The sequence below is a fragment of the Rhizobium freirei PRF 81 genome, assembly GCF_000359745.1.
Taxonomy (GTDB): Bacteria; Pseudomonadota; Alphaproteobacteria; order Rhizobiales; family Rhizobiaceae; genus Rhizobium; species Rhizobium freirei.
In genome coordinates this window covers 220,465-238,325 of the sequence record NZ_AQHN01000089.1, presented here as the reverse complement: position 1 = coordinate 238,325, position 17,861 = coordinate 220,465, and the positions used below count along the sequence as shown (strand labels likewise).

The window sequence follows — 17,861 nt, the reverse complement described above, 5'->3', positions numbered from 1 at the left end:
CTCTTCTTTTTCATCTGCAAGAGGAGCATGGCTTTTTGTTGACTTGCCTGCCGATTAAAAGCGCGGCAAAACGGCATAATGAGCGAAATTTCCCCTTCCCGCCCCGCCCGCCTGCGTCGTTCGGTCTTGAGCGTTCCTGCCATCAACCGCCGCGCACTGGAAAAGCTTTCGAGCCTCGATTGCGACGCCGTGATCTTCGATCTCGAGGATTCCGTTTCGCCGGAGAAGAAGGCTGAGGCACGCGAGAACTTGCGGGCCTTTTTCGCTGCATCGCCGCTGCCGACCAAGGAGCGGATCATCCGCATCAATGCACTTTCCTCCAATTTCGGTGCCGACGACCTGGCGCTGGTCGTGGAACTGCAGCCGGATGCGGTGCTGCTGCCGAAGGTGGACGAGCCGCAGGACGTAACCAGTGTCAGCGACAGGCTCGCGGAAGCCGACGCGCCGGAAGACTTACGCATCTGGGCGATGATCGAGACGCCGCGCGGCATCTTGAATGCGGCCGCGATTGCCGAGGCGGGGCGCACGGCGGGCAGCCGGCTCGATTGTTTCGTCGTCGGCCTCAACGACCTCAGAAAGGAAACGGGCGTTCTGCCGCAGCCGGGTCGCACCTATGTCGTGCCGTGGCTGATGCAGGTGATACTGGCCGTCAGCGCCTATGGGCTCGAAGCCATCGACAGCGTCTTCAACGACTTCAAGAATGCCGGGGAATTCGAGGCCGAATGCGGCCAGGGCGTCGCCATGGGCTTTTCCGGCAAGATGCTGATCCATCCGGGCCAGATCGAGACTGCCAACCGGCACTTCGGCCCGGATGAAGCTGCCATTGCCGAGGCGAAAGCCATCATATCAGCCTTCGCCGAGCCGGATGCTGCCACTCTCAATGTCGTGAACCTCGGCGGGAGAATGGTGGAGCGGCTGCACCTTGTCCAGGCGGAGAGACTCGTCCATAAAGCTCGCCTGATCGAGCAGCGTTTTGATGCGGCTGCAACGCCTCGCACCGACGTCTGACTGAAAAACAAGAAAGATGTTCTGATGAAACTCTACCGCTTCCTCACCGGCCCCGACGATGCTTCCTTCTGCCACAAGGTGAGCGCAGCGCTGAACAAGGGCTGGGAACTATACGGCTCGCCGACCTATGGCTTCAATTCTGCGAGCGGCCGCATGGAATGCGGCCAGGCCGTCGTCAAGGAAGTGGCTGGTAAGGACTACGATCCTGATATGAAGCTTTCCGAACAATAAGCCGGAAGTAGTTGCCTTATCGAAGGTCTGATGCCTTTCCCTGACCGTCTTGCGGTCAGGGCTGATATCACCGATCCGTCGCTTCTTCGGCGCTCGCCTCGATGCGCTCAATGTCCTCGTCGCTCAGGCCAAAATGGTGACCGATCTCGTGGATAAGGACATGGGTAATGATATCGCCGAGGGTTTCCTCGTTCTCAGCCCAATAATCGATGATCGGCCGGCGGTAGAGGCGGATCTTGTTCGGCATATCCCCGGTCTGGGCGGTGAAACGCTCCGAGATGCCGCGGCCTTCGAAGAGGCCGAGCAGGTCGAAGGGGGTCTCCAGCGCCATATCCTCGAACACCTCGTCATCGGGAAAATCCTCGATGAGGATGATGAGGTTACCGGTGAGCGAGCGGAATTCGTCCGGCAGGTGGCTGTAAGCCTCCATGGCCAGAGATTCGAATGTGCTGATTGAGGGCGCGTGGCGGTCCCGCCAATCCTCGCTCTGGTCAATGCGAGCCATGAATGCTTCCTTCCTTGGCTGGTCATATAGAGACTTTGCGCAGCTTTTACGAGAGCGGATTACGGCAAAGGAATATTTTCTTATAAAATGGTGTTGACTCTTTTTCCGACCTCTGGAATCCATAAGAACATAACAGGAACATTATCGATCTGGAGTGAACGTCATGGCCGAGGCTGCCGTGGCGCGGGAAACGCTTTTTGCCCTGCGTGAAACCATTGCCCGACTGGAAGGCAGGCCGATCCCGGCGCTGGCTGCGGCGGCGCATGAAAAGCTGGCGGACAAGCCGGCCATGAGGTCGGCAGGCCTTGCGAAGCCAATGCCTGAGCAGCCGTTTCTTGCAATCGGGGTCGACGATCTCGATGCCGCGATGCAGGGCGGCCTGGCGCTCGATGCGCTGACGGAAATCCGCTCGCTCGGCCTGCGCGATGCCGGGGCGGCCAGCGGCTTTGCCCTTGCGCTCGCCGCGCGGCTGCATGCGCAGGCGCCAAGTACAGACGCGGCCATCTCTCCGATCCTCTGGATCGGCGATACGGTCGCCGCAATGGAAGCGGGCCTGCCCTACGCCATCGGTCTTCAGGATTTCGGACTGGAGCCGTCGGCCTTCCTGCAGGCCTCGCCGCGCAAGCTGGAGGAAGCGCTCTGGCTGGCGGAGGCGGCTCTTGGCAGTGCGGCCTTTGCGGTCGTCATTCTGGAAGTGCGCGGCAATCCGGCTCGTTTCGGCCTGACCGAAAGCCGGCGGCTGGCGTTAAGGGCCAAGGCGGCGGGGCGGCCCTTATTTCTGTTGCGACAGGGAGGCGAGGAGGAGGCAAGCAGCGCCCTCTTCCGCTTTTCCGTCGAACCCGCGCCGGCGCAGGCGCGGCCACTGCCGGACAGATCGATGCTTGGCGGCAGCATCGGTCACCCGGCTTTTCGTCTGACCTTGGAAAAGAGCCGCAACCCGGCGCCTCTTTCCATAACCCTGGAGTGGAATGCCCATGACCGCCGTTTTGCCCCCGTCTCCGACATTGAATACCTTGCCTTTCCCGGCGAACACCCAGCGCATTCTGGTGCTGACCTTTCCGCATCTGCCGACCGATCGCATCGCGCGCAAGCGCTGGGGTCTGTCCTGGCGTTCGACAGGCAGGCTTGAAGCGCCGCCGCTTGCCTGTGCCGGCAAGCTCAACAATGCCATGCGGCTGACTGCGCTCAATGAGCGGGCAGAGATGATCGGCCTGAAGCCGGGCCAGGGCGTGGCCGAAGCCAAGGCGATCTGCCCTACCCTCGATATCGTCGAGGAGGATCCGGCGGCGGACCGCAAGCTTCTGGAAGCGATCGCCGACTGGTGCGACCGCTATACGCCGCTGGTGGCGATCGATGGCAAGGACGGCTTGTTTCTCGATATTACCGGCTGTGCTCATCTCTTCGGCGGCGAAGAGGCGCTGCTCGAGGACGTCTTGATCCGGATTTCCCGGTTGGGGCTCGATGTGCGCGGCGCCATTTCCTCTGCGCCCGGCCTGTCCTGGGCGGTGGCCCGCTTCGACGACAGCCGCGTCGTCCCTCCGGAGGCTATGGAGGAAGCCTTGGCGCCATTGCCGGTGGCCTCCTTAAGGCTCGGTGAGGAGACCGTTGCAGCCTTGCAGAAGATGGGCCTGAAGCAGACGGGTGATCTTCTGGCCGCGCCGCGTGCGCCGCTTGCCCGTCGTTTCGGCACGCAGTTGCTGTTGCGGCTCGATCAGGCCGTCGGTCTCGTCGAAGAGCCGATCTCGCCGCGCCGGCCGGTCGCGCAATTGTCGGCCGAGCGCCGGCTGGCCGAGCCGGTGCAGGCGGAAGCCGATCTTCTGGAGCTCGCCCGCCAGCTTGCCGAAACGCTGAAACCGGGGCTTGAGGCGCGCGGTGTCGGCGGCCGTTCCTTCGAGCTTCTGCTCTTTAGGGTGGATGGCGCGGTCTTCCGCATTGCCGTCGGCGCATCGCAGCCGTTGCGGGAGCCGAGCCGGATCGCCAAGCTGTTCACGGAGCGCTTCACCGCCATTCATGACGATCTCGATGTCGGCTATGGTTTCGAAATCGTCCGCCTCAATGTGCTGCAGCATGCGGCCTTCGATGCAATGCAAGGCGATTTCGTCGGAGAAGGCCGGCAGGACAGCTCGCTTGCCGCCTTTGTCGATCGGGTGGCCGCACGGCTGGGACCGGATTGTCTGCAGGGGGTCGAGTTGCGGCAGAGCCATATTCCCGAGCGGGCCGCCCGGCCGGTGCAGGCCATGCATGTTCTTGCCGCTCGTGGACGAACGGGCAGCGACCATGCCGGCCACGGTTTTTTCCGCGGCGAGCGTCCGTTGCGGCTGTTTCGCATGCCGGAGCTGGTCGAAACCGTTGCTGCAGAGGTGCCTGACGGTCCTCCCCGGCAGTTCCGCTGGCGGCGGGTCATGCATCGGGTGCAGCGGGCCGAGGGGCCGGAACGGCTTTCGGCGGAATGGTGGATCGAGGAAAAGGAAGAACCTGCCCGCGATTATTTCCAGGTCGAGGATGAAGAGGGCCATCGTTTCTGGCTGTTCCGCAAAGGTCTCTATGGCCGCGGCGGAACGGGACCGGACTGGTATATGCACGGGGTCTTCGCATGAACGCGCGCCCGAGCTTTCACGAACCCATGCCCTTCTGCGAGATCGGGGTGAGAACGAATTTCTCCTTTCTCGAAGGCGCCTCGCATCCGGAAGAGATCGTGGTGCAAGCCGCTATCCTGAAACTGTCCGGATTCGGGATCGCCGACCGCAATTCGGTGGCCGGCGTCGTCAAGGCGCATGCGCATACCAAAGTTCTCCAGGCGAAATATGAAGAAGTCATCAAGGAAAATCTTCTGCTTCGAGCCCAGGGAAAGCTAGAAAAGCCGTTCCTGAAGCCGGTTCGTTTCCAGCCCGGTGCCCGTCTGGTGTTCTCGGATGGCACGCCCGACATTCTTGCCTATCCGCAGAACCGCAAGGGCTGGGCGCATCTCTGCCGGCTGCTCAGCGCCGGCAATCTGCGCGGCGAGAAAGGCGTCTGCGTCCTCCATGAAAGCGACCTCGTGGAATGGGGCGACGAGATGATGCTGGCGCTCATTCCAGATGCCGACAGCATCGAGACGCCGGAGGGGCAGACAAAGCTTGAGGAGTGCCTGACGCGGCTATGGATGCGCTTTGGCCGGAAGCTGCATATGGTCCTGTCGCCGGCCTATGATGGCCGGGATCGGCTGGTTTTTGCCACGCTTTCCATTCTGGCGCAGCGCAATGGCGTGCGGCTGATCGCCAGCAATCAGCCGCTCTATCATGCGACCGAACGCAAGCCGCTTGCCGACATCGTCGTTTCGATCCGCGAGCATGTGCCGATCGCCGAGGCCGGCTTCAAGCTGGCGGCCAATGCCGAACGCTATATGAAGGACGCTGCCGAGATGGCGCGTCTCTTTAAGGATTATCCGAAGGCGATCGCCAATGCGCAGAGGTTTTTTAGCCGGCTGTCTTTTTCGCTGGATGAGCTGAAGCACAATTATCCCGATGAAAGCGTTGATGGCGAGACTGTTGCGGAGACGTTGAAGCGACTGACGTGGGAGGGGGCCAGATCGCGCTTTCCTGAAGAGATTCCCGAAAAGGTCTCGATGCAGATCGAGCATGAACTCAAGCTCATTCGGGAGCGGCAATATGAGCCTTATTTCCTGACGGTGTACCGGATCATGGAATTTGCTCGCAGTGCGAATATCCTATGCCAGGGACGGGGATCGGCTGCCAATTCGACGGTCTGCTATTGCCTCCGGATTACCGAGGTCAATCCCGAACTAACAAGCTTGCTCTTCGAGCGCTTCATCTCGACGGAGCGCGAGGAGCCACCTGATATCGATGTCGATTTCGAGCACGAGAAGCGTGAAGAGGTCATCCAGTTCATCTACAGGCATTACTATAAGGAGCATGCCGGGCTGACGGCGGCGGTCACCAGCTACCGGGCGCGCTCGGCCGGACGCGAGGTGGCGAAAGCCTTCGGCCTGTCGGAGGATGTGCAGTCTGCCCTTGCAAGCGGTGTCTGGGGCTGGTCGACGGAGGAATTGTCCGAGCGCGAGGCAAAGCTTGCGGGTCTTAGTCTCACCGACAAGACGACGCGGAATGTCCTTTCCTATGCTACGACGCTGATGGGATTTCCGCGGCATCTGACCCAGCATGTCGGCGGCTTCGTCATCACCCGGGATCGGCTGGATGAAGTCGTGCCGATCATGCATACGGCGATGGACGATCGCTACATGATCGAATGGAACAAGGACGATCTCGACAATTTGAATATATTGAAGATCGACGTGCTGGCGCTCGGCATGCTGACCTGTCTCGCCAAGGCTTTCGACCTGTTGCTGTTGCATTACGACGTGAAAAAGCAGCTTGCCGATCTTGGCAGCGGCGAATATCCCGACCGATTCCCGGTCTATGACATGATCTGCCGTGCCGATACGATCGGTGTCTTTCAGATCGAAAGCCGGGCGCAGATGAGCATGCTGCCGCGTCTGCGGCCTCGCAAATTCTATGATCTGGTCATCGAGGTGGCAATCGTCCGGCCCGGTCCTATTCAGGGCAACATGGTTCACCCTTACCTCAAACGGCGCGATGACGAACTTCATAATCGGCCGATCGAATACCACCGTCCGGAATTGAAGGCGGTTTTGGAAAGAACGTTGGGAGTTCCGCTGTTTCAGGAACAGGCCATGCAGATCGCCATTACTGCGGCCGGATTTTCGGCGGCCAAGGCTGATCGGCTGCGCCGATCCATGGCGACATTCAAACGGACGGGGAAGGTCGATGAATTCAAGCAGGACATGGTTTCGGGCATGATCGCAAACGGTTACCCTCAAGATTTTGCCGAACGATGTTTCAGCCAGATCGAAGGCTTCGGCGAATATGGCTTTCCTGAAAGCCATGCGGCTTCCTTTGCTCTTCTCGTCTACGCTTCTTCCTGGCTCAAGACCTATTATCCCGACGTCTTCTGCGCGGCGATCCTGAATGCCCAGCCGATGGGCTTCTATGCGCCGGCGCAGCTGGTGCGCGATGCGCGCGAGCATGGCGTCGAGGTTCGGCCGGTGGATGTCAATCGTTCGAGTTGGGATTGTCTATTGGAGAAGGCACGTTTTGATCCGGATGCGATCGAGCGGCGCCATGCGTCGATGCGTGACGATATCAAGACGCAATGCGCCGTCCGTCTCGGCTTCCGGCAGGTCAAAGGTCTGCCAGAGGATGAGATGGCGCAGCTGGTCGAACGCCGCGGTGATGGCTATCGATCCGTGCGCGATCTCTGGCTGCGCTCCGGGCTTGCCAAGGCGCAGATCGAGCGTCTGGCGGATGCGGATGCGTTCGGCTCCATCGGGCTTACCCGGCGCGACGCGCTGTGGGCGGTACGGGTACTCGATGCCGGCAGCGCTGCCGAAAAGCTTCCCCTCTTCGATCTCAGCGATCATACGGAGCTGCAGGTCGAGCCGGCGGTTACGCTGCCTGAAATGCTGCCCGGCGAGCAGGTGATCGAGGATTACCGCTATCTGTCGCTATCCCTGAAGGCACATCCGGTTTCCTTCCTACGCAACGATTTCGCACGGCAGGGCATTGTGCAGAGCCGGGATCTGTCCAATGTGGCGAATGGGCGGATGGTGACGGTTGCCGGGCTGGTGCTGGTGCGTCAGCGGCCGGGCTCGGCCAATGGGGTGATCTTCATGACGCTTGAGGACGAGACCGGCGTCGCCAATGCGATCGTCTGGCCGAAAAAATTCGAGAAATACCGCGCTATCGTCATGGGGGCGCGGCTGGTGAAGATCCGCGGACGCCTGCAGAGCGAAAGCGGCGTCATCCATGTGGTGGTCGATCACATCGAGGACATGACGCCGGCGCTCGGTATCCTCCAGCGCGAGGCAAGGCGCTTCGGCGTCAGCGACCGGGCGGATGAAGCATTGCGGCCGACCATGGATCACAGGCAGAAGAAGAAACCGGCCTTGCTTTTGCGTGCATCGGGGGCCGAGGCCGAGGCGGAAGGTCGCAGCAATGGCGTGGAAACGGCGAGAGTCATGCCGCGAGGCCGCAATTTTCATTGAGAATCCGGGTTTCGTACATGAGGTCAGACGGCTGACCGTTCCGTCGGCGAATCAAAACGAATCGTTTCTTTCTTGACAACGAGCGTCTTCTTTAGCAGATAACAGGATAGCGGATGTCATGTTTGGCGGGCTGAGCGAAGAATGCTGGTTTGCAGTTGTAATTACATCACCGACAAGGAAATCCGGGAAGTCATCACCGAACTTCTCGATCAGGACTGTTGGCAGCTCATCGTCCCGGCAAAAGTTTATCACGCCATGTCGAAGCGCGGTCGCTGCTGCGGCTGCTTCCCGAATGTGGTTGATATTATTATTAAGACAACCGAGGATTATCATGCCCGTCGCCACTCGACGGAAGCGGAAATATTTGATTTCATGTCCCGCCTGAAAAAATTCCATGAAGAAAACAGGAGAGCGGACGTTGAAAGGCGACAAAAAAGTCATCGAGCGGCTTAACGAGGCGCTGTTCCTCGAGCTTGGCGCAGTCAACCAATATTGGGTTCACTACCGGCTTCTTGAGGACTGGGGCTATACCAAGCTTGCCAAGAAGGAGCGGGCGGAATCCATCGAAGAGATGCAGCATGCGGACCGTCTGGTTGCGCGCATCATCTTCCTCGAAGGCCATCCGAACCTGCAGACGCTCGCGCCCCTGCGCATCGGGCAGAATGTCAAGGAAGTGCTGGAGGCCGATCTTGCCGGCGAATATGAGGCCCGCACCGCCTACAAGAAATCCCGCGATATCTGTCACGATGCCGGCGACTATGTCTCGATGAAACTGTTCGAAGAGCTGCTGGCCGACGAGGAAGGCCATATCGACTTCCTGGAAACCCAGCTCGAGCTGCTCGGCAAAATCGGCGAAGCCAAATACGGCCAGCTCAACGCCGATTCTGCGGATTCCGCCGAATAGTGAACTGCCGATCCGGCCGCCCTTTCGACGGCCGGATCCTTCTCGTTCAGTCTTCGGCCTTCAGGCCTGCCAGGTGCTGGAATTCGGCGACGACCTGATCGTAGACCGATCGCTTGAACTCGACGATCAGCCCGGGAAGCTCCACCATCGGCTTCCATCCCCAGGCATCGAATTCGGGTTCATGACCGCCCGGCGGCGGGTTGATGGCGATTTCGCTTTCGTCGCCGTCGAAGCGGAAGGCGAACCAGCGCTGGGTCTGTCCGCGATATTTCCCCTTGAGACCGATGCCGATCAGCTGTGGCGGCAGATCGTAATTGATCCAGTCCTTCGCTTCCGCCAGCAGCGTCACCGTCTTCATCCCGGTTTCCTCATAGAGCTCGCGATAGGCGGCCTTCAGCGGGTCTTCGCCCTCATCGATGCCGCCCTGCGGCATCTGCCAAAGCTGCGGCGAGCCGTCATATTCCGAGTTGCCGTCGGGGATACGCCGGCCGGCCCAGACCAGGCCATCCCTGTTCAGGATCATGATGCCGACGCAGGGGCGGTAGGGCAGGTCTTCGGCTCTTACTGACGCTTGGGCGGGCGCGTGGGGCGTGCTCATCTGTCTCTCCAATGACTCAGGGACGTTTCGGATCGTCGGCAACGGCCGAAACCGCAACGATTTCGATGCCGCGCATGGCGGCTTCCTCACTCCATTTGCTGATGGCGTCGACGCTCTCGTCGAAGGCGGAGGCGACGCCGATCGCAGAGCCGTTGCGACGGGCAATACGCTCCAGCTCATCGAGCTTCCTCAGGATCGCGTCCCGCTGCAGTTCTCCATCAAGCTGGACGTCGGCAAAGGCATGCGGCACTTGCAGCGTCTTGGCAAGGGTTCCGGACCTGGATTGCGCCGAGGAGCCGTCGTCAAGGAAAAGCAGGCCGCGCTTGCCGATGTCGCGCAGCACCGGTTCCATGGCGCTGGTATTAGCGAGGAACCGGCCGCCGAGATAATTCATCACGCCGGTATAATTGGTGATCCTGCCCATCGCCTTATGCAGATTGTCGACGTTCTTCGCCGATGACAGCGAGGTCAGCAGCGTATCCGGGCCTGGATTGTTGCTCGGATAGTCGAAGGGCTCGAAGGGGACCTGGATGAGGACTTCGTGGCCGCCGCGCCGCGCATCCTGCATCCAGCGCTGCAGGCTGTTGCCGCTGACGGCAAAAGCGAGCGTGATTTCTTCCGGCAGCTTCTCGATGGCGCGCTGCGTGCCGGTCTGGCTGAGGCCGAGGCCGCTGACGACGATGGCGACGCGGATGCCGCGGGCGCCGGACCAAGGCCTGGCATACTGATCCATCGGCCGCAGGCCGCTTGGCCCCGTGATCGGCAGCTTGCCGAAGGGAGAATCCTCGAGCAAGCTGTCGTTCGGCGTCGCCGCCATGCGGGGATCCTGGCCGACCTGATTGGCGTTGATCAGGACCGGGCCGTTGCCGTCGCGATTGTTGGGACTGAACATGGTGACGACGGAACCGTCGTTGGTCACGACGCGGGTGGTATTGGCGCCGGATTGCGGATCCACCTGCGTTAGGCCTGTTTGGCCAGCTGCTGCCGGCTTGGCGTCGGACGGGGGAGCCGGATCTTCCTTCTTGGCCGTTTCGATCGGCTGGGTTTTCTTCAGATCGTCGCGCAGCAGCGCCGAATAAAGCGAAAAACCGGCAATCGCGATCAGGCAGAGGCCGCCGAGAATGCGCCCGAAGGGCGGGAGTCTCCGCTGACGGCCGGGGCGGCGATTCTGTCCCAGCGGTGCATGCAAATCCGTTCCCAAAGTCCGTATCCACCCCAAACGGGAATTTGTTCCGGCGCTGAGCGTTCCGCTTTCCCGTTGTCACTGCAATGGAAAATCGGGCTTCAGGCTCAAAGTATCAAAACATCAACGAAACAGCTTTCGAACGACATCACGCCCGTTCGACTAGAGCGGTTCAGCTTTTCACGGCAACTCTGAACCGCTCTATCTCTTTGTTCTTTCGCAATTCCGGACGGAAAACCGCTACGCACTTTTCCTGGAGTTGCTCTAAGGCGAGCGGAACGATACGCGAATCCCACTCACTCCTTATGAAAGCGCCGGGTCTGTTTCCAGCCCGGCGCTCTATCCTTACTTGGAGGAGACCGCCTTTTCCGGGTTCGGCGGGAAAGCTGGATCCGTCTTGTCGCCACGCAACAGGTCGAGCGCGTAGTTGAGCTGGATATCGTCCTTCGGGTCCGGCGGCATATAAGCCGAGGAGCCGGAGCCCTTGTCGGTCTCGCTCTGGCCCTTGATGTGCCCCGGCAGGCTGGATTCGCCTTCGGACGTCAGCTTGCCCTTCAGATCGTCCGGCAGCGGCTGGTCGACCTTGATGTCAGGCGTGATGCCGGTGCCCTGGATCGAGCGGCCCGAGGGCGTATAATAGAGAGCCGTCGTCAGGCGCAGCGCGCCATTGCCATCGCCCAGAGGGATGATCGTCTGGACGGAGCCCTTGCCGAAGGACTGCGTGCCGAGAACGGTGGCGCGACGCAGATCCTGCAGGGCGCCGGCGACGATTTCCGAAGCGGAAGCGGAGCCGCCGTTGGTGAGCACGATGATCGGCTTGCCATCGGTCAGATCGCCAGGCGTGGCGTTGAAGCGGCGGGTTTCGTCCGGGTTGCGGCCACGGGTCGAAACGATCTCGCCACGCTCCAGCACGTCGTCGGCAACGTTGATCGCCTGGTCGAGCAGGCCGCCCGGATTGAGACGCAGGTCGAGGACATAGCCCTTCAGCTTGTCGGCCGGGATATCCTTCTTAATCTTGGCGATCGCGGCTTCGAGGTCCGGCGTCGTCTTTTCCGTGAAGGAGATGATGCGGATATAGCCGACATTGCCGCCTTCCTCGCGCGACTTGACGGCAGCGACTGCGATCACGTCACGGATGATGGTAAGCTCGATCGGCTTGTCGGCGCCCTTGCGCATCAAGGTGAGCTTGATCGGCGTCTTGACCGGGCCGCGCATCTTCTCGACGGCGTCTTCCAGCTTCAGGCCGCGGACAGACTGGCCGTCGATGGCGGTGATATAGTCGCCTGCCAGAACGCCGGCCTTGGCGGCGGGCGTATCGTCGATCGGAGTAATGACCTTGACGAGGTCGTTGTCCATCGTGACTTCGATGCCGAGGCCGCCGAATTCACCCTTGGTCTGGGTGCGCATGTCTTCGGCATCCTTGGCATTCATATAGCTCGAATGCGGATCCAGCGAGGACAGCATGCCGTTGATGGCGGCTTCGATCAGCTTGTCTTCCTGGGGCGGAGTCACATACTGGGCACGGACGCGCTCAAAGACGTCGCCGAAAATCGACAACTCCTTGTAGGTGGAAGTTCCTGCGGCTTCCGCCGGCGCCACCGCCGAGTAGATAACGCTCATCGCGGTCGCACCCATCAATGCGCCGACGAGAACAAGAGAAGCCCTACGTATCATTGCGTGCCTTTCCAGTGTCTTTGGAGGTCCACCACGGCCGAGAATCGACCGGCTTTCCATCTTTTCGGAATTCAATGTAAAGCGTTGGCCGATCCGTTTCCAGCGCCAATGCGGTCGCGCTCGCGACTCTTTTTTGACCCATTGAGGCGAGCGGCTCGCCGGCGAAGACGAATCTGCCGGGGCGCGTCTTGATCGCGTCCATTCCCGACAGCACCATGTGATAGCCGTCGCCCGTATCCAGAATGATCATCTGGCCGTAGCTGCGAAACGCGCCGGCATAGACGACCGTGCCGTCGGCGGGAGCTGTGACGAGCGCATCCGGGCCGGTTGCGATGGTCAATCCCATCGCGGTATGGCCGGTGCCGTCGTCGTCGCCGAACTGGCGGAGAGTATCGCCCGCCACGGGCAGCTCCAACTTTTGTCTAAGGTCCGAAAAGGCATATGCGGGCGTAATGCGGTTTTTATCGGGCACGCCGCTCTCGGCAAGCGCTTTCGCCTGTTCGCGCTGCTGATCGGTCATCTGCGCCCGGCGCGCTTCCTCCGCGCGGGCAGCGGCGGCCGCATCACGTACCGAGCCGATCTGACTCTCGAGGGAGGCGACGAGCCCTTCAAGGCTGGTGGCCTGGCCCGCCAGCTCTTCCGCGCGCTTGCGCTCCGTCTCGAGCTGGGCGGTATTCTCCTTGCTGTGCTTGTGGTTTTCGGCAATCAGCAGATCCATGCGCCGCTCCTCCTCCAGACTATTGGTCATGGTGGCGGTGAAGCTGGTTTTCTCGGCGGCTACATCGGCATGCAGCTTGCTGAGATCCGTGAGGTCGGCGATGAGCTTGTCCGTTTCCTTGCGCATCCCGGGCACGACGGCGCCGAGAAGAATGGCGCTGCGCACCGAGCCGAGGGCGTCGTCCGGCGTCACCAGCAGCGCCGGCGGCGGGTTGCGCCCCATGCGCTCCAGCGCACCGAGAACCTCCGCCAGCAGGGCGCGGCGCTCGTGCAGGGATGCGCGGATCTTGTCTTCCTTTACGGCAAGGTCGGTCAGCGTCTTCTCGCTTTGCTGGATCTTGCGGTCCAGCTCCTTGCGGCGGGCGGCGCTGTCGATCAGCGCCTGGCGCAGGCTGGCGGTATTCTTGTCGAGCGAGGCTATGCTGTCTTCCAGCTCCTTCGTCTTGTCGGACGAGAGATTGATCGTCTTCGACAGCTGCTCCAGCTGACTGCGTGTTTCGTCGCGCTTGCGGGCAAGGTCCGCTGCCGGGTCCGGCGCCTGTTGCGCCGAGGGCGACGACGCGGTCGCCGAAGGGCGATCGTCGGGGGCATTGGGCGCCTTTGTATCAGCCTCCTGCGCGACCGCCACGTCCTTCAGGGACAAAGGGCCGACTATATAAGCGCCCATGCCGAGAGATGCCGCCAAGGCTGGCAGCACGAGACGCGAAAGCATGGGCGGGGCTTTTTTCATCCAGTCGGTTCGGGCCTGGTCACTTCAGATCGCGTGAAAATAAGCTGATTTGCCGCGATCAGCTAGGAAGCATCGTCATTTTCAGGGCGGGAATCAAAACACGCCTGTGTGAGCGTTTCGTTAACGCAAAAAGACCGAAAGCCAAACTGTTTTCGAAGCCGGGATGAGACGATCAAACCCGGTGGTAGGGGTGGCCGGAAAGGATAGTCACGGCGCGGTAGAGCTGCTCGGCAATGAGGATGCGCACGAGCTGGTGCGGCCAGGTCAGCTTGCCCAAGCAAACGGTCATGTCGGCCTTGTCGTAAAGGGACGGGTCGAGACCGTCGGCGCCGCCGATCGCAATCGTCAGGTCGCGCTTGCCCTGATCACGGAACGTACCGAGCATGGCGGCGAAGGCTTCGCTGTCCAGCGCCTTGCCGCGTTCATCAAGAAGAATGAGGACGCCGCCTTCCGGATGCGCCTTCTGCAACAGGCCCGCCTCTTCGCGCTTGCGGGTCTCGCTATTGGAGGCCCGGCTTTCGGCAACCTCGGTCATACGCGCCATTTCCAGGCCGATCGCCGGTCCGGCCTTGGCGAAACGGTCGAGATAGCGAGCCGCAAGATCCTTTTCTGGGCCGGCTTTGAGCCGTCCCACCGCAAAAAGACCGATCCGCATTCCCGCTCCCACGCATATCCGCCGTCATGGCGGCACAAAACAAAACCTTTGCCGGAGGCTCATCCCCGGCGACCCAAAGCTGCCAACCGGGGCCGGGAACGGCGCTCTTGACCGGCCAGAGCATGATCCCGAAAAGTGTAAGCGGTTTTCGGCCCATCATGCTCTACTTATTTGATTCTAGAGCGGATTCAGATTTTAGGTCGAAGAGACCTAAAATCATCCGACTCTAGTGCAGCGTGCCTTCGTCGAGATCGGGTGCCGCCCACATCTTTTCGACGTTGTAGAACTCGCGGATCTCCGGTCGGAAGACATGAATGATGATGTCGCCGGTGTCGATCAACACCCAGTCGCCGCCATCCAGACCTTCGACGCGGGCATTGCCGAAGCCCTCGTCCTTGAGATCGGTCATGAGATGGTCGGCAATCGCCAGGACATGGCGGCTCGATCGACCGGAGACGACGACCATGTGGTCTCCAAGCGCAGATTTGCCAGCAATGTCGATGGTGACGATATTTTCGGCCTTGGAGTCCTCGAGGCTTGCGAGGACGGCTTGCAGGGCGCGGGCAGCGGCATCGGCGCCACGTTCCGTGCTCTTCGGGATAACGACAGGCGTTCTTCCCTTGGCGTGTACTGTTGTCAGTGCTCTTCCTTCCTTGAGTAACAGAACATGCACATACGCGATCCGAGTCGATCACGCCATAAAGATAGGCACCATTGTATAAAGGTTTCAAGACGCAAACGGTCATCTCGAGGCGTTGAGGACAAGGTTTTGTGTCCAAATGGAGCTATTTCGCACCAGATATGGGGAAATATCCGCACCGAGGGCGAAAAATCAGCCTTGCTGGCTCACTCCGCCGACAAGAATGAGATTGCGGCTGAGAGCCTGATCGCGAACTTCGAGAGCGAATGCATATTCCGGCGAACGATACCAGGCTCTCGCCCGTTCCAGGTCCGGAAATTCCACGATCACAATCGCTCGCGGCGACCAGTCGCCCTCCAGCTTTTCGATCGGTCCGTTGCGGACAAGATAATGCCCGCCATGCTGGGCAATGGAGGCGGCCGCGCGGGTTCGGTAGGTCTGGAAGGCTGCTGCATCCCTGACGGTGATATCGGAAATGATATAGGCGGGCATCGCGTCTCCAATCCCTTGAGATCAAGGCTCGCGCGTTCCTTGCTCGGCGCGCGAAAGCGCTCATATTTGAAGATCAGATAGGTCGGCTCTACTGCTTGTCCATTTACCGTTGGCATGTACAGTCGCACGAAGGCCGCGTATACACGATGCAGACCAAATCGCTACAGATGCCATGACAGACGCTCCGCAACCATCGTTGAAGCCCATCCTCCGCATCAGCTTTTCGGAGCATGACCGGCTTGGGCGCGGCAAGATGGAGCTCCTTGAGCATATCCAGGAAACCGGCTCGATTTCGGCCGCCGGCCGCGCCATGGACATGTCCTATCGCCGGGCGTGGCTGCTCGTCAGCGAATTGAACCATATGTTCCGGGAAACGGTGGTGGAATCGCAGCGGGGCGGCCAAAAGGGCGGGGGAGCGGCGCTGACGCCGTTTGGCGAGGAGCTGCTGCGGCGCTTTCGCGGCATGGAAACGACGCTGCGTGCCGCAATAGCCGACGATCTGAACTGGCTGGAAGCCAATCGCAGCCCGGCCGATCCGTCCTGATCGATCTCTAATGTTCAAGCGCCACGGTCTTGATGATTGCATGGATCGGCATGCCGGCCCGAAGCTCCAATCGCTCGGCTGAGAACTGCGTGATGCGTGCAAGCACGATGTCGCCACCGCAGTCGACCGCCACCTCCGCCGTTCCGTCGGCCACCATGCCGATGTCGCGCACCACGCCCTCGAGGATGTTCAATGCGCTCAAGCCCTCGGGTTTCGCTATCGCTAGCATCACGTCGCGGGCAGGGATATGGACGCGCACCGTCCTGCCGACACCGGCCGCCTGCCCAGGCACGACGAGCCTTGCGGCCTTCAAGGCGACGACCGTCAGCCTGTGCTGGCCGTCAAGCCGCTCGACCTGGCCTTCCAAAAGCACGCCGGCCTCGCGACGGTCGGCCGCCAGTGGGCCGGACAGCTGGCTGAAGACATCGACGGCAGCGCCGATCGTCTCGATCTTGCCGTCACGCATGACGACGACGCGGTTGGCGAGGCGAGCCACCTCGGCAATGGAGTGGCTGACATAGATGATCGGCACCTTCGTTTCGTCGCGCAGCCGCTCGAGATAGGGAAGGATTTCCGCCTTGCGGGCCTCGTCGAGTGCGGCAAGCGGTTCGTCCATCAGCAGGAGTCGCGGTGATGACAGAAGGGCGCGGCCGATCGCGACGCGCTGCTTTTCGCCGCCGGAGAGCTTTGCCGGGCGCCGGTCGAGCAAGGCGGCAATGCCGAGCAGATCGACGACGCTGTCGAAGCTTTCGCTGCGCTCGTTTCTCGGGGCGAACCAGCGGCCGTAATTGAGGTTCTGCTGCACCGAAAGATGAGGAAACAGACGTGCTTCCTGAAAGACATAGCCGAAGCGGCGGCGGTGGCGAGGAATGAAGATCTGCCTCTCGGTATCGGCAAGCACCGTGTCGTCGAGGCTGACGCGGCCGTGATCGGGGCGGGTAAGGCCGGCAATGATGCGGACGATCGAGGTTTTGCCGGAGCCGGAACGGCCGAAAAGGGCGGTGACGCCGCCATTGGAGGTAAAAGCGGCCTCCAGCGAAAAAGCGCCGAGGCGATGGCGAATATCGACTGAGAGCGTCATTCGAAGTCTACCCTTCGGCCGGCGAGATAAGCGAGAAATTCCGAGGCGAGCAGAGCCGCCATGGAAATGACGATAGCGACGATGGTCAGCCGCATGGCGCCGGCATCGCCGCCGGGAACCTGGGTGAAGGTGTAGATGGCTGAAGACAGCGTCTGCGTTTCGCCGGGAATATTGGAGACGAAGGTGATGGTGGCGCCGAATTCGCCCATGGCCTTGGCGAAGGACAGGATCATGCCGGCAATAATGCCGGGCAGGATCAGCGGCAGGGTCACGGTTACGAAGGTCCAGATGGGACCGGCGCCGAGCGTGCCGGCGGCTTCCTCCAGCTTGCGGTCGACGGCTTCGATCGACAGGCGGATGCTTCGAACCATCAGCGGAAAGCCCATGACGCCGCAGGCAAGTGCGGCCCCCGTCCAGCGAAACGAGAAGACGAGGCCGAGATATTGCTCGAAAAGCGAACCGATCGGCCCCTTGCGGCCGAAGAGAATGAGCAGGATGAAGCCGGTGACAACAGGCGGTAGGATCAGCGGCAGATGAATGACGCCGTTGAGGATCGATTTGCCCCAGAACCGGCCGCGCGCCAGCAGATATGCGACTGCGATGCCGAAGGGCAGGCTCACCAGCATGGCGACGATGGAGACGCGCAGGCTCAGTTCTATGGCCGTCCATTCGTCGCTGCTCAAACCCAATGCGTCCAAATCCTGCCTCTTGAAACAAATCAGGCCCGCCATGAACCGGCGAGCCTAGGTCCTTTCCCTATCCCGGATGCCTGGAGCAATTCCAGGAAAAGTGCATAGCAGTTTTTCGTCCGGAATTGCGTAAATGCGAAAAAAGCTCC

General features: G+C 60.9%; 16 protein-coding genes and 2 pseudogenes. 8 read left to right on the top strand and 10 right to left on the bottom strand.

The genetic code is table 11. The features are described 5' to 3' along the window. Positions 1 to 78: 78 nt before the first annotated feature. Positions 79 to 1,008 carry an HpcH/HpaI aldolase/citrate lyase family protein gene (locus RHSP_RS28870; RefSeq protein WP_004127320.1) on the top strand — a complete coding sequence of 310 codons (930 nt, stop codon included), beginning with the start codon at positions 79 to 81 and terminating at the stop codon, positions 1,006 to 1,008. Between the two features lie 24 nt (positions 1,009 to 1,032). Then, positions 1,033 to 1,239, top strand: coding sequence for a DUF1737 domain-containing protein (locus tag RHSP_RS28865; protein ID WP_037155128.1), 207 nt, complete (start codon positions 1,033 to 1,035; stop codon positions 1,237 to 1,239). 67 nt (positions 1,240 to 1,306) lie between these two features. Here RHSP_RS28865 and RHSP_RS28860 read toward each other — a convergent pair whose 3' ends face one another. Continuing rightward, positions 1,307 to 1,744, bottom strand: a complete 438-nt coding sequence (locus RHSP_RS28860; RefSeq protein ID WP_004127318.1) for a metallopeptidase family protein — start codon at positions 1,742 to 1,744, stop codon at positions 1,307 to 1,309. Positions 1,745 to 1,907: 163 nt separating this feature from the next. On the opposite strand from RHSP_RS28860, the gene RHSP_RS35775 reads away from it, so the two are divergent. From RHSP_RS35775 to bfr, 5 genes and pseudogenes are all read left to right on the top strand, one after another. Continuing rightward, positions 1,908 to 2,873, top strand: a complete 966-nt coding sequence (locus RHSP_RS35775; RefSeq protein ID WP_037155121.1) for an ImuA family protein — start codon at positions 1,908 to 1,910, stop codon at positions 2,871 to 2,873. A gap of 40 nt (positions 2,874 to 2,913) precedes the next feature. After that, complete coding sequence (locus RHSP_RS28850; protein ID WP_037155488.1) at positions 2,914 to 4,341, top strand: Y-family DNA polymerase; 1,428 nt, start codon at positions 2,914 to 2,916, stop codon at positions 4,339 to 4,341. Next, entirely contained in the window at positions 4,338 to 7,805 is a 3,468-nt protein-coding gene (locus RHSP_RS28845; protein ID WP_004127312.1) for an error-prone DNA polymerase, read from the top strand. The genes RHSP_RS28850 and RHSP_RS28845 overlap by 4 nt, the downstream gene beginning before the upstream one ends. A gap of 60 nt (positions 7,806 to 7,865) precedes the next feature. Beyond that, positions 7,866 to 8,258, top strand: a pseudogene (locus RHSP_RS34125) ((2Fe-2S)-binding protein). Further along, positions 8,224 to 8,709: a bacterioferritin gene (gene bfr, locus RHSP_RS28840; RefSeq protein ID WP_004127306.1), complete on the top strand. Its 486-nt coding sequence runs from the start codon at positions 8,224 to 8,226 to the stop codon at positions 8,707 to 8,709. The pseudogene RHSP_RS34125 and the gene bfr overlap by 35 nt, the downstream one beginning before the upstream one ends. A gap of 46 nt (positions 8,710 to 8,755) precedes the next feature. Here the strand turns inward: bfr and RHSP_RS28835 are convergent, their stop codons facing one another. From RHSP_RS28835 to RHSP_RS28805, 7 genes and pseudogenes are all read right to left on the bottom strand, one after another. After that, on the bottom strand, positions 8,756 to 9,307 hold the full coding sequence (locus RHSP_RS28835) for an RNA pyrophosphohydrolase (RefSeq protein ID WP_004127302.1): 552 nt from the start codon (positions 9,305 to 9,307) through the stop codon (positions 8,756 to 8,758). A gap of 16 nt (positions 9,308 to 9,323) precedes the next feature. After that, positions 9,324 to 10,508, bottom strand: a complete 1,185-nt coding sequence (locus RHSP_RS28830) for a divergent polysaccharide deacetylase family protein (RefSeq protein ID WP_004127299.1) — start codon at positions 10,506 to 10,508, stop codon at positions 9,324 to 9,326. 327 nt (positions 10,509 to 10,835) lie between these two features. Further along, a complete protein-coding gene (locus tag RHSP_RS28825) occupies positions 10,836 to 12,164 on the bottom strand; it encodes a S41 family peptidase (protein WP_004127296.1) in 1,329 nt (442 codons plus the stop codon). Beyond that, a complete protein-coding gene (locus RHSP_RS28820) occupies positions 12,154 to 13,593 on the bottom strand; it encodes a murein hydrolase activator EnvC family protein (protein ID WP_157385462.1) in 1,440 nt (479 codons plus the stop codon). Before RHSP_RS28820 ends, RHSP_RS28825 begins: the two co-directional genes overlap by 11 nt. Before the next feature lie 190 nt (positions 13,594 to 13,783). Next, positions 13,784 to 14,266, bottom strand: a complete 483-nt coding sequence (rlmH, locus tag RHSP_RS28815; RefSeq protein ID WP_004127292.1) for a 23S rRNA (pseudouridine(1915)-N(3))-methyltransferase RlmH — start codon at positions 14,264 to 14,266, stop codon at positions 13,784 to 13,786. A 226-nt stretch (positions 14,267 to 14,492) separates the two neighbouring features. Further along, positions 14,493 to 14,935, bottom strand: a pseudogene (gene rsfS / locus RHSP_RS28810) (ribosome silencing factor). Positions 14,936 to 15,098: 163 nt separating this feature from the next. After that, positions 15,099 to 15,398, bottom strand: a complete 300-nt coding sequence (locus tag RHSP_RS28805; RefSeq protein ID WP_004127290.1) for a DUF1330 domain-containing protein — start codon at positions 15,396 to 15,398, stop codon at positions 15,099 to 15,101. Positions 15,399 to 15,570: 172 nt separating this feature from the next. Here RHSP_RS28805 and RHSP_RS28800 point away from each other — a divergent pair, with 172 nt between their 5' ends. Continuing rightward, positions 15,571 to 15,942, top strand: coding sequence for a winged helix-turn-helix domain-containing protein (locus RHSP_RS28800; protein ID WP_037155113.1), 372 nt, complete (start codon positions 15,571 to 15,573; stop codon positions 15,940 to 15,942). 7 nt (positions 15,943 to 15,949) lie between these two features. Here the strand turns inward: RHSP_RS28800 and modC are convergent, their stop codons facing one another. After that, on the bottom strand, positions 15,950 to 17,023 hold the full coding sequence (gene modC, locus RHSP_RS28795; RefSeq protein WP_037155110.1) for a molybdenum ABC transporter ATP-binding protein: 1,074 nt from the start codon (positions 17,021 to 17,023) through the stop codon (positions 15,950 to 15,952). After that, positions 17,020 to 17,721, bottom strand: a complete 702-nt coding sequence (gene modB / locus RHSP_RS28790; RefSeq protein ID WP_037155482.1) for a molybdate ABC transporter permease subunit — start codon at positions 17,719 to 17,721, stop codon at positions 17,020 to 17,022. The genes modC and modB overlap by 4 nt, the downstream gene beginning before the upstream one ends. Between the last annotated feature and the right edge of the window lie 140 nt (positions 17,722 to 17,861).

Excerpts from the sequence above, each read along its gene's own strand:
- RHSP_RS28825 (WP_004127296.1), bottom strand. The coding sequence starts at position 12,164 with ATGATACGTAGGGCTTCTCTTGTTCTCGTCGGCGCATTGATGGGTGCG.
- RHSP_RS28800 (WP_037155113.1), top strand. The coding sequence starts at position 15,571 with ATGACAGACGCTCCGCAACCATCGTTGAAGCCCATCCTCCGCATCAGC.
- RHSP_RS35775 (WP_037155121.1), top strand. The coding sequence starts at position 1,908 with ATGGCCGAGGCTGCCGTGGCGCGGGAAACGCTTTTTGCCCTGCGTGAA.
- RHSP_RS28850 (WP_037155488.1), top strand. The coding sequence starts at position 2,914 with ATGCGGCTGACTGCGCTCAATGAGCGGGCAGAGATGATCGGCCTGAAG.
- modC (WP_037155110.1), bottom strand. The coding sequence starts at position 17,023 with ATGACGCTCTCAGTCGATATTCGCCATCGCCTCGGCGCTTTTTCGCTG.
- rlmH (WP_004127292.1), bottom strand. The coding sequence starts at position 14,266 with ATGCGGATCGGTCTTTTTGCGGTGGGACGGCTCAAAGCCGGCCCAGAA.
- RHSP_RS28835 (WP_004127302.1), bottom strand. The coding sequence starts at position 9,307 with ATGAGCACGCCCCACGCGCCCGCCCAAGCGTCAGTAAGAGCCGAAGAC.
- RHSP_RS28820 (WP_157385462.1), bottom strand. The coding sequence starts at position 13,593 with ATGCTTTCGCGTCTCGTGCTGCCAGCCTTGGCGGCATCTCTCGGCATG.
- RHSP_RS28805 (WP_004127290.1), bottom strand. The coding sequence starts at position 15,398 with ATGCCCGCCTATATCATTTCCGATATCACCGTCAGGGATGCAGCAGCC.
- RHSP_RS28870 (WP_004127320.1), top strand. The coding sequence starts at position 79 with ATGAGCGAAATTTCCCCTTCCCGCCCCGCCCGCCTGCGTCGTTCGGTC.
- RHSP_RS28845 (WP_004127312.1), top strand. The coding sequence starts at position 4,338 with ATGAACGCGCGCCCGAGCTTTCACGAACCCATGCCCTTCTGCGAGATC.
- RHSP_RS28865 (WP_037155128.1), top strand. The coding sequence starts at position 1,033 with ATGAAACTCTACCGCTTCCTCACCGGCCCCGACGATGCTTCCTTCTGC.
- RHSP_RS28860 (WP_004127318.1), bottom strand. The coding sequence starts at position 1,744 with ATGGCTCGCATTGACCAGAGCGAGGATTGGCGGGACCGCCACGCGCCC.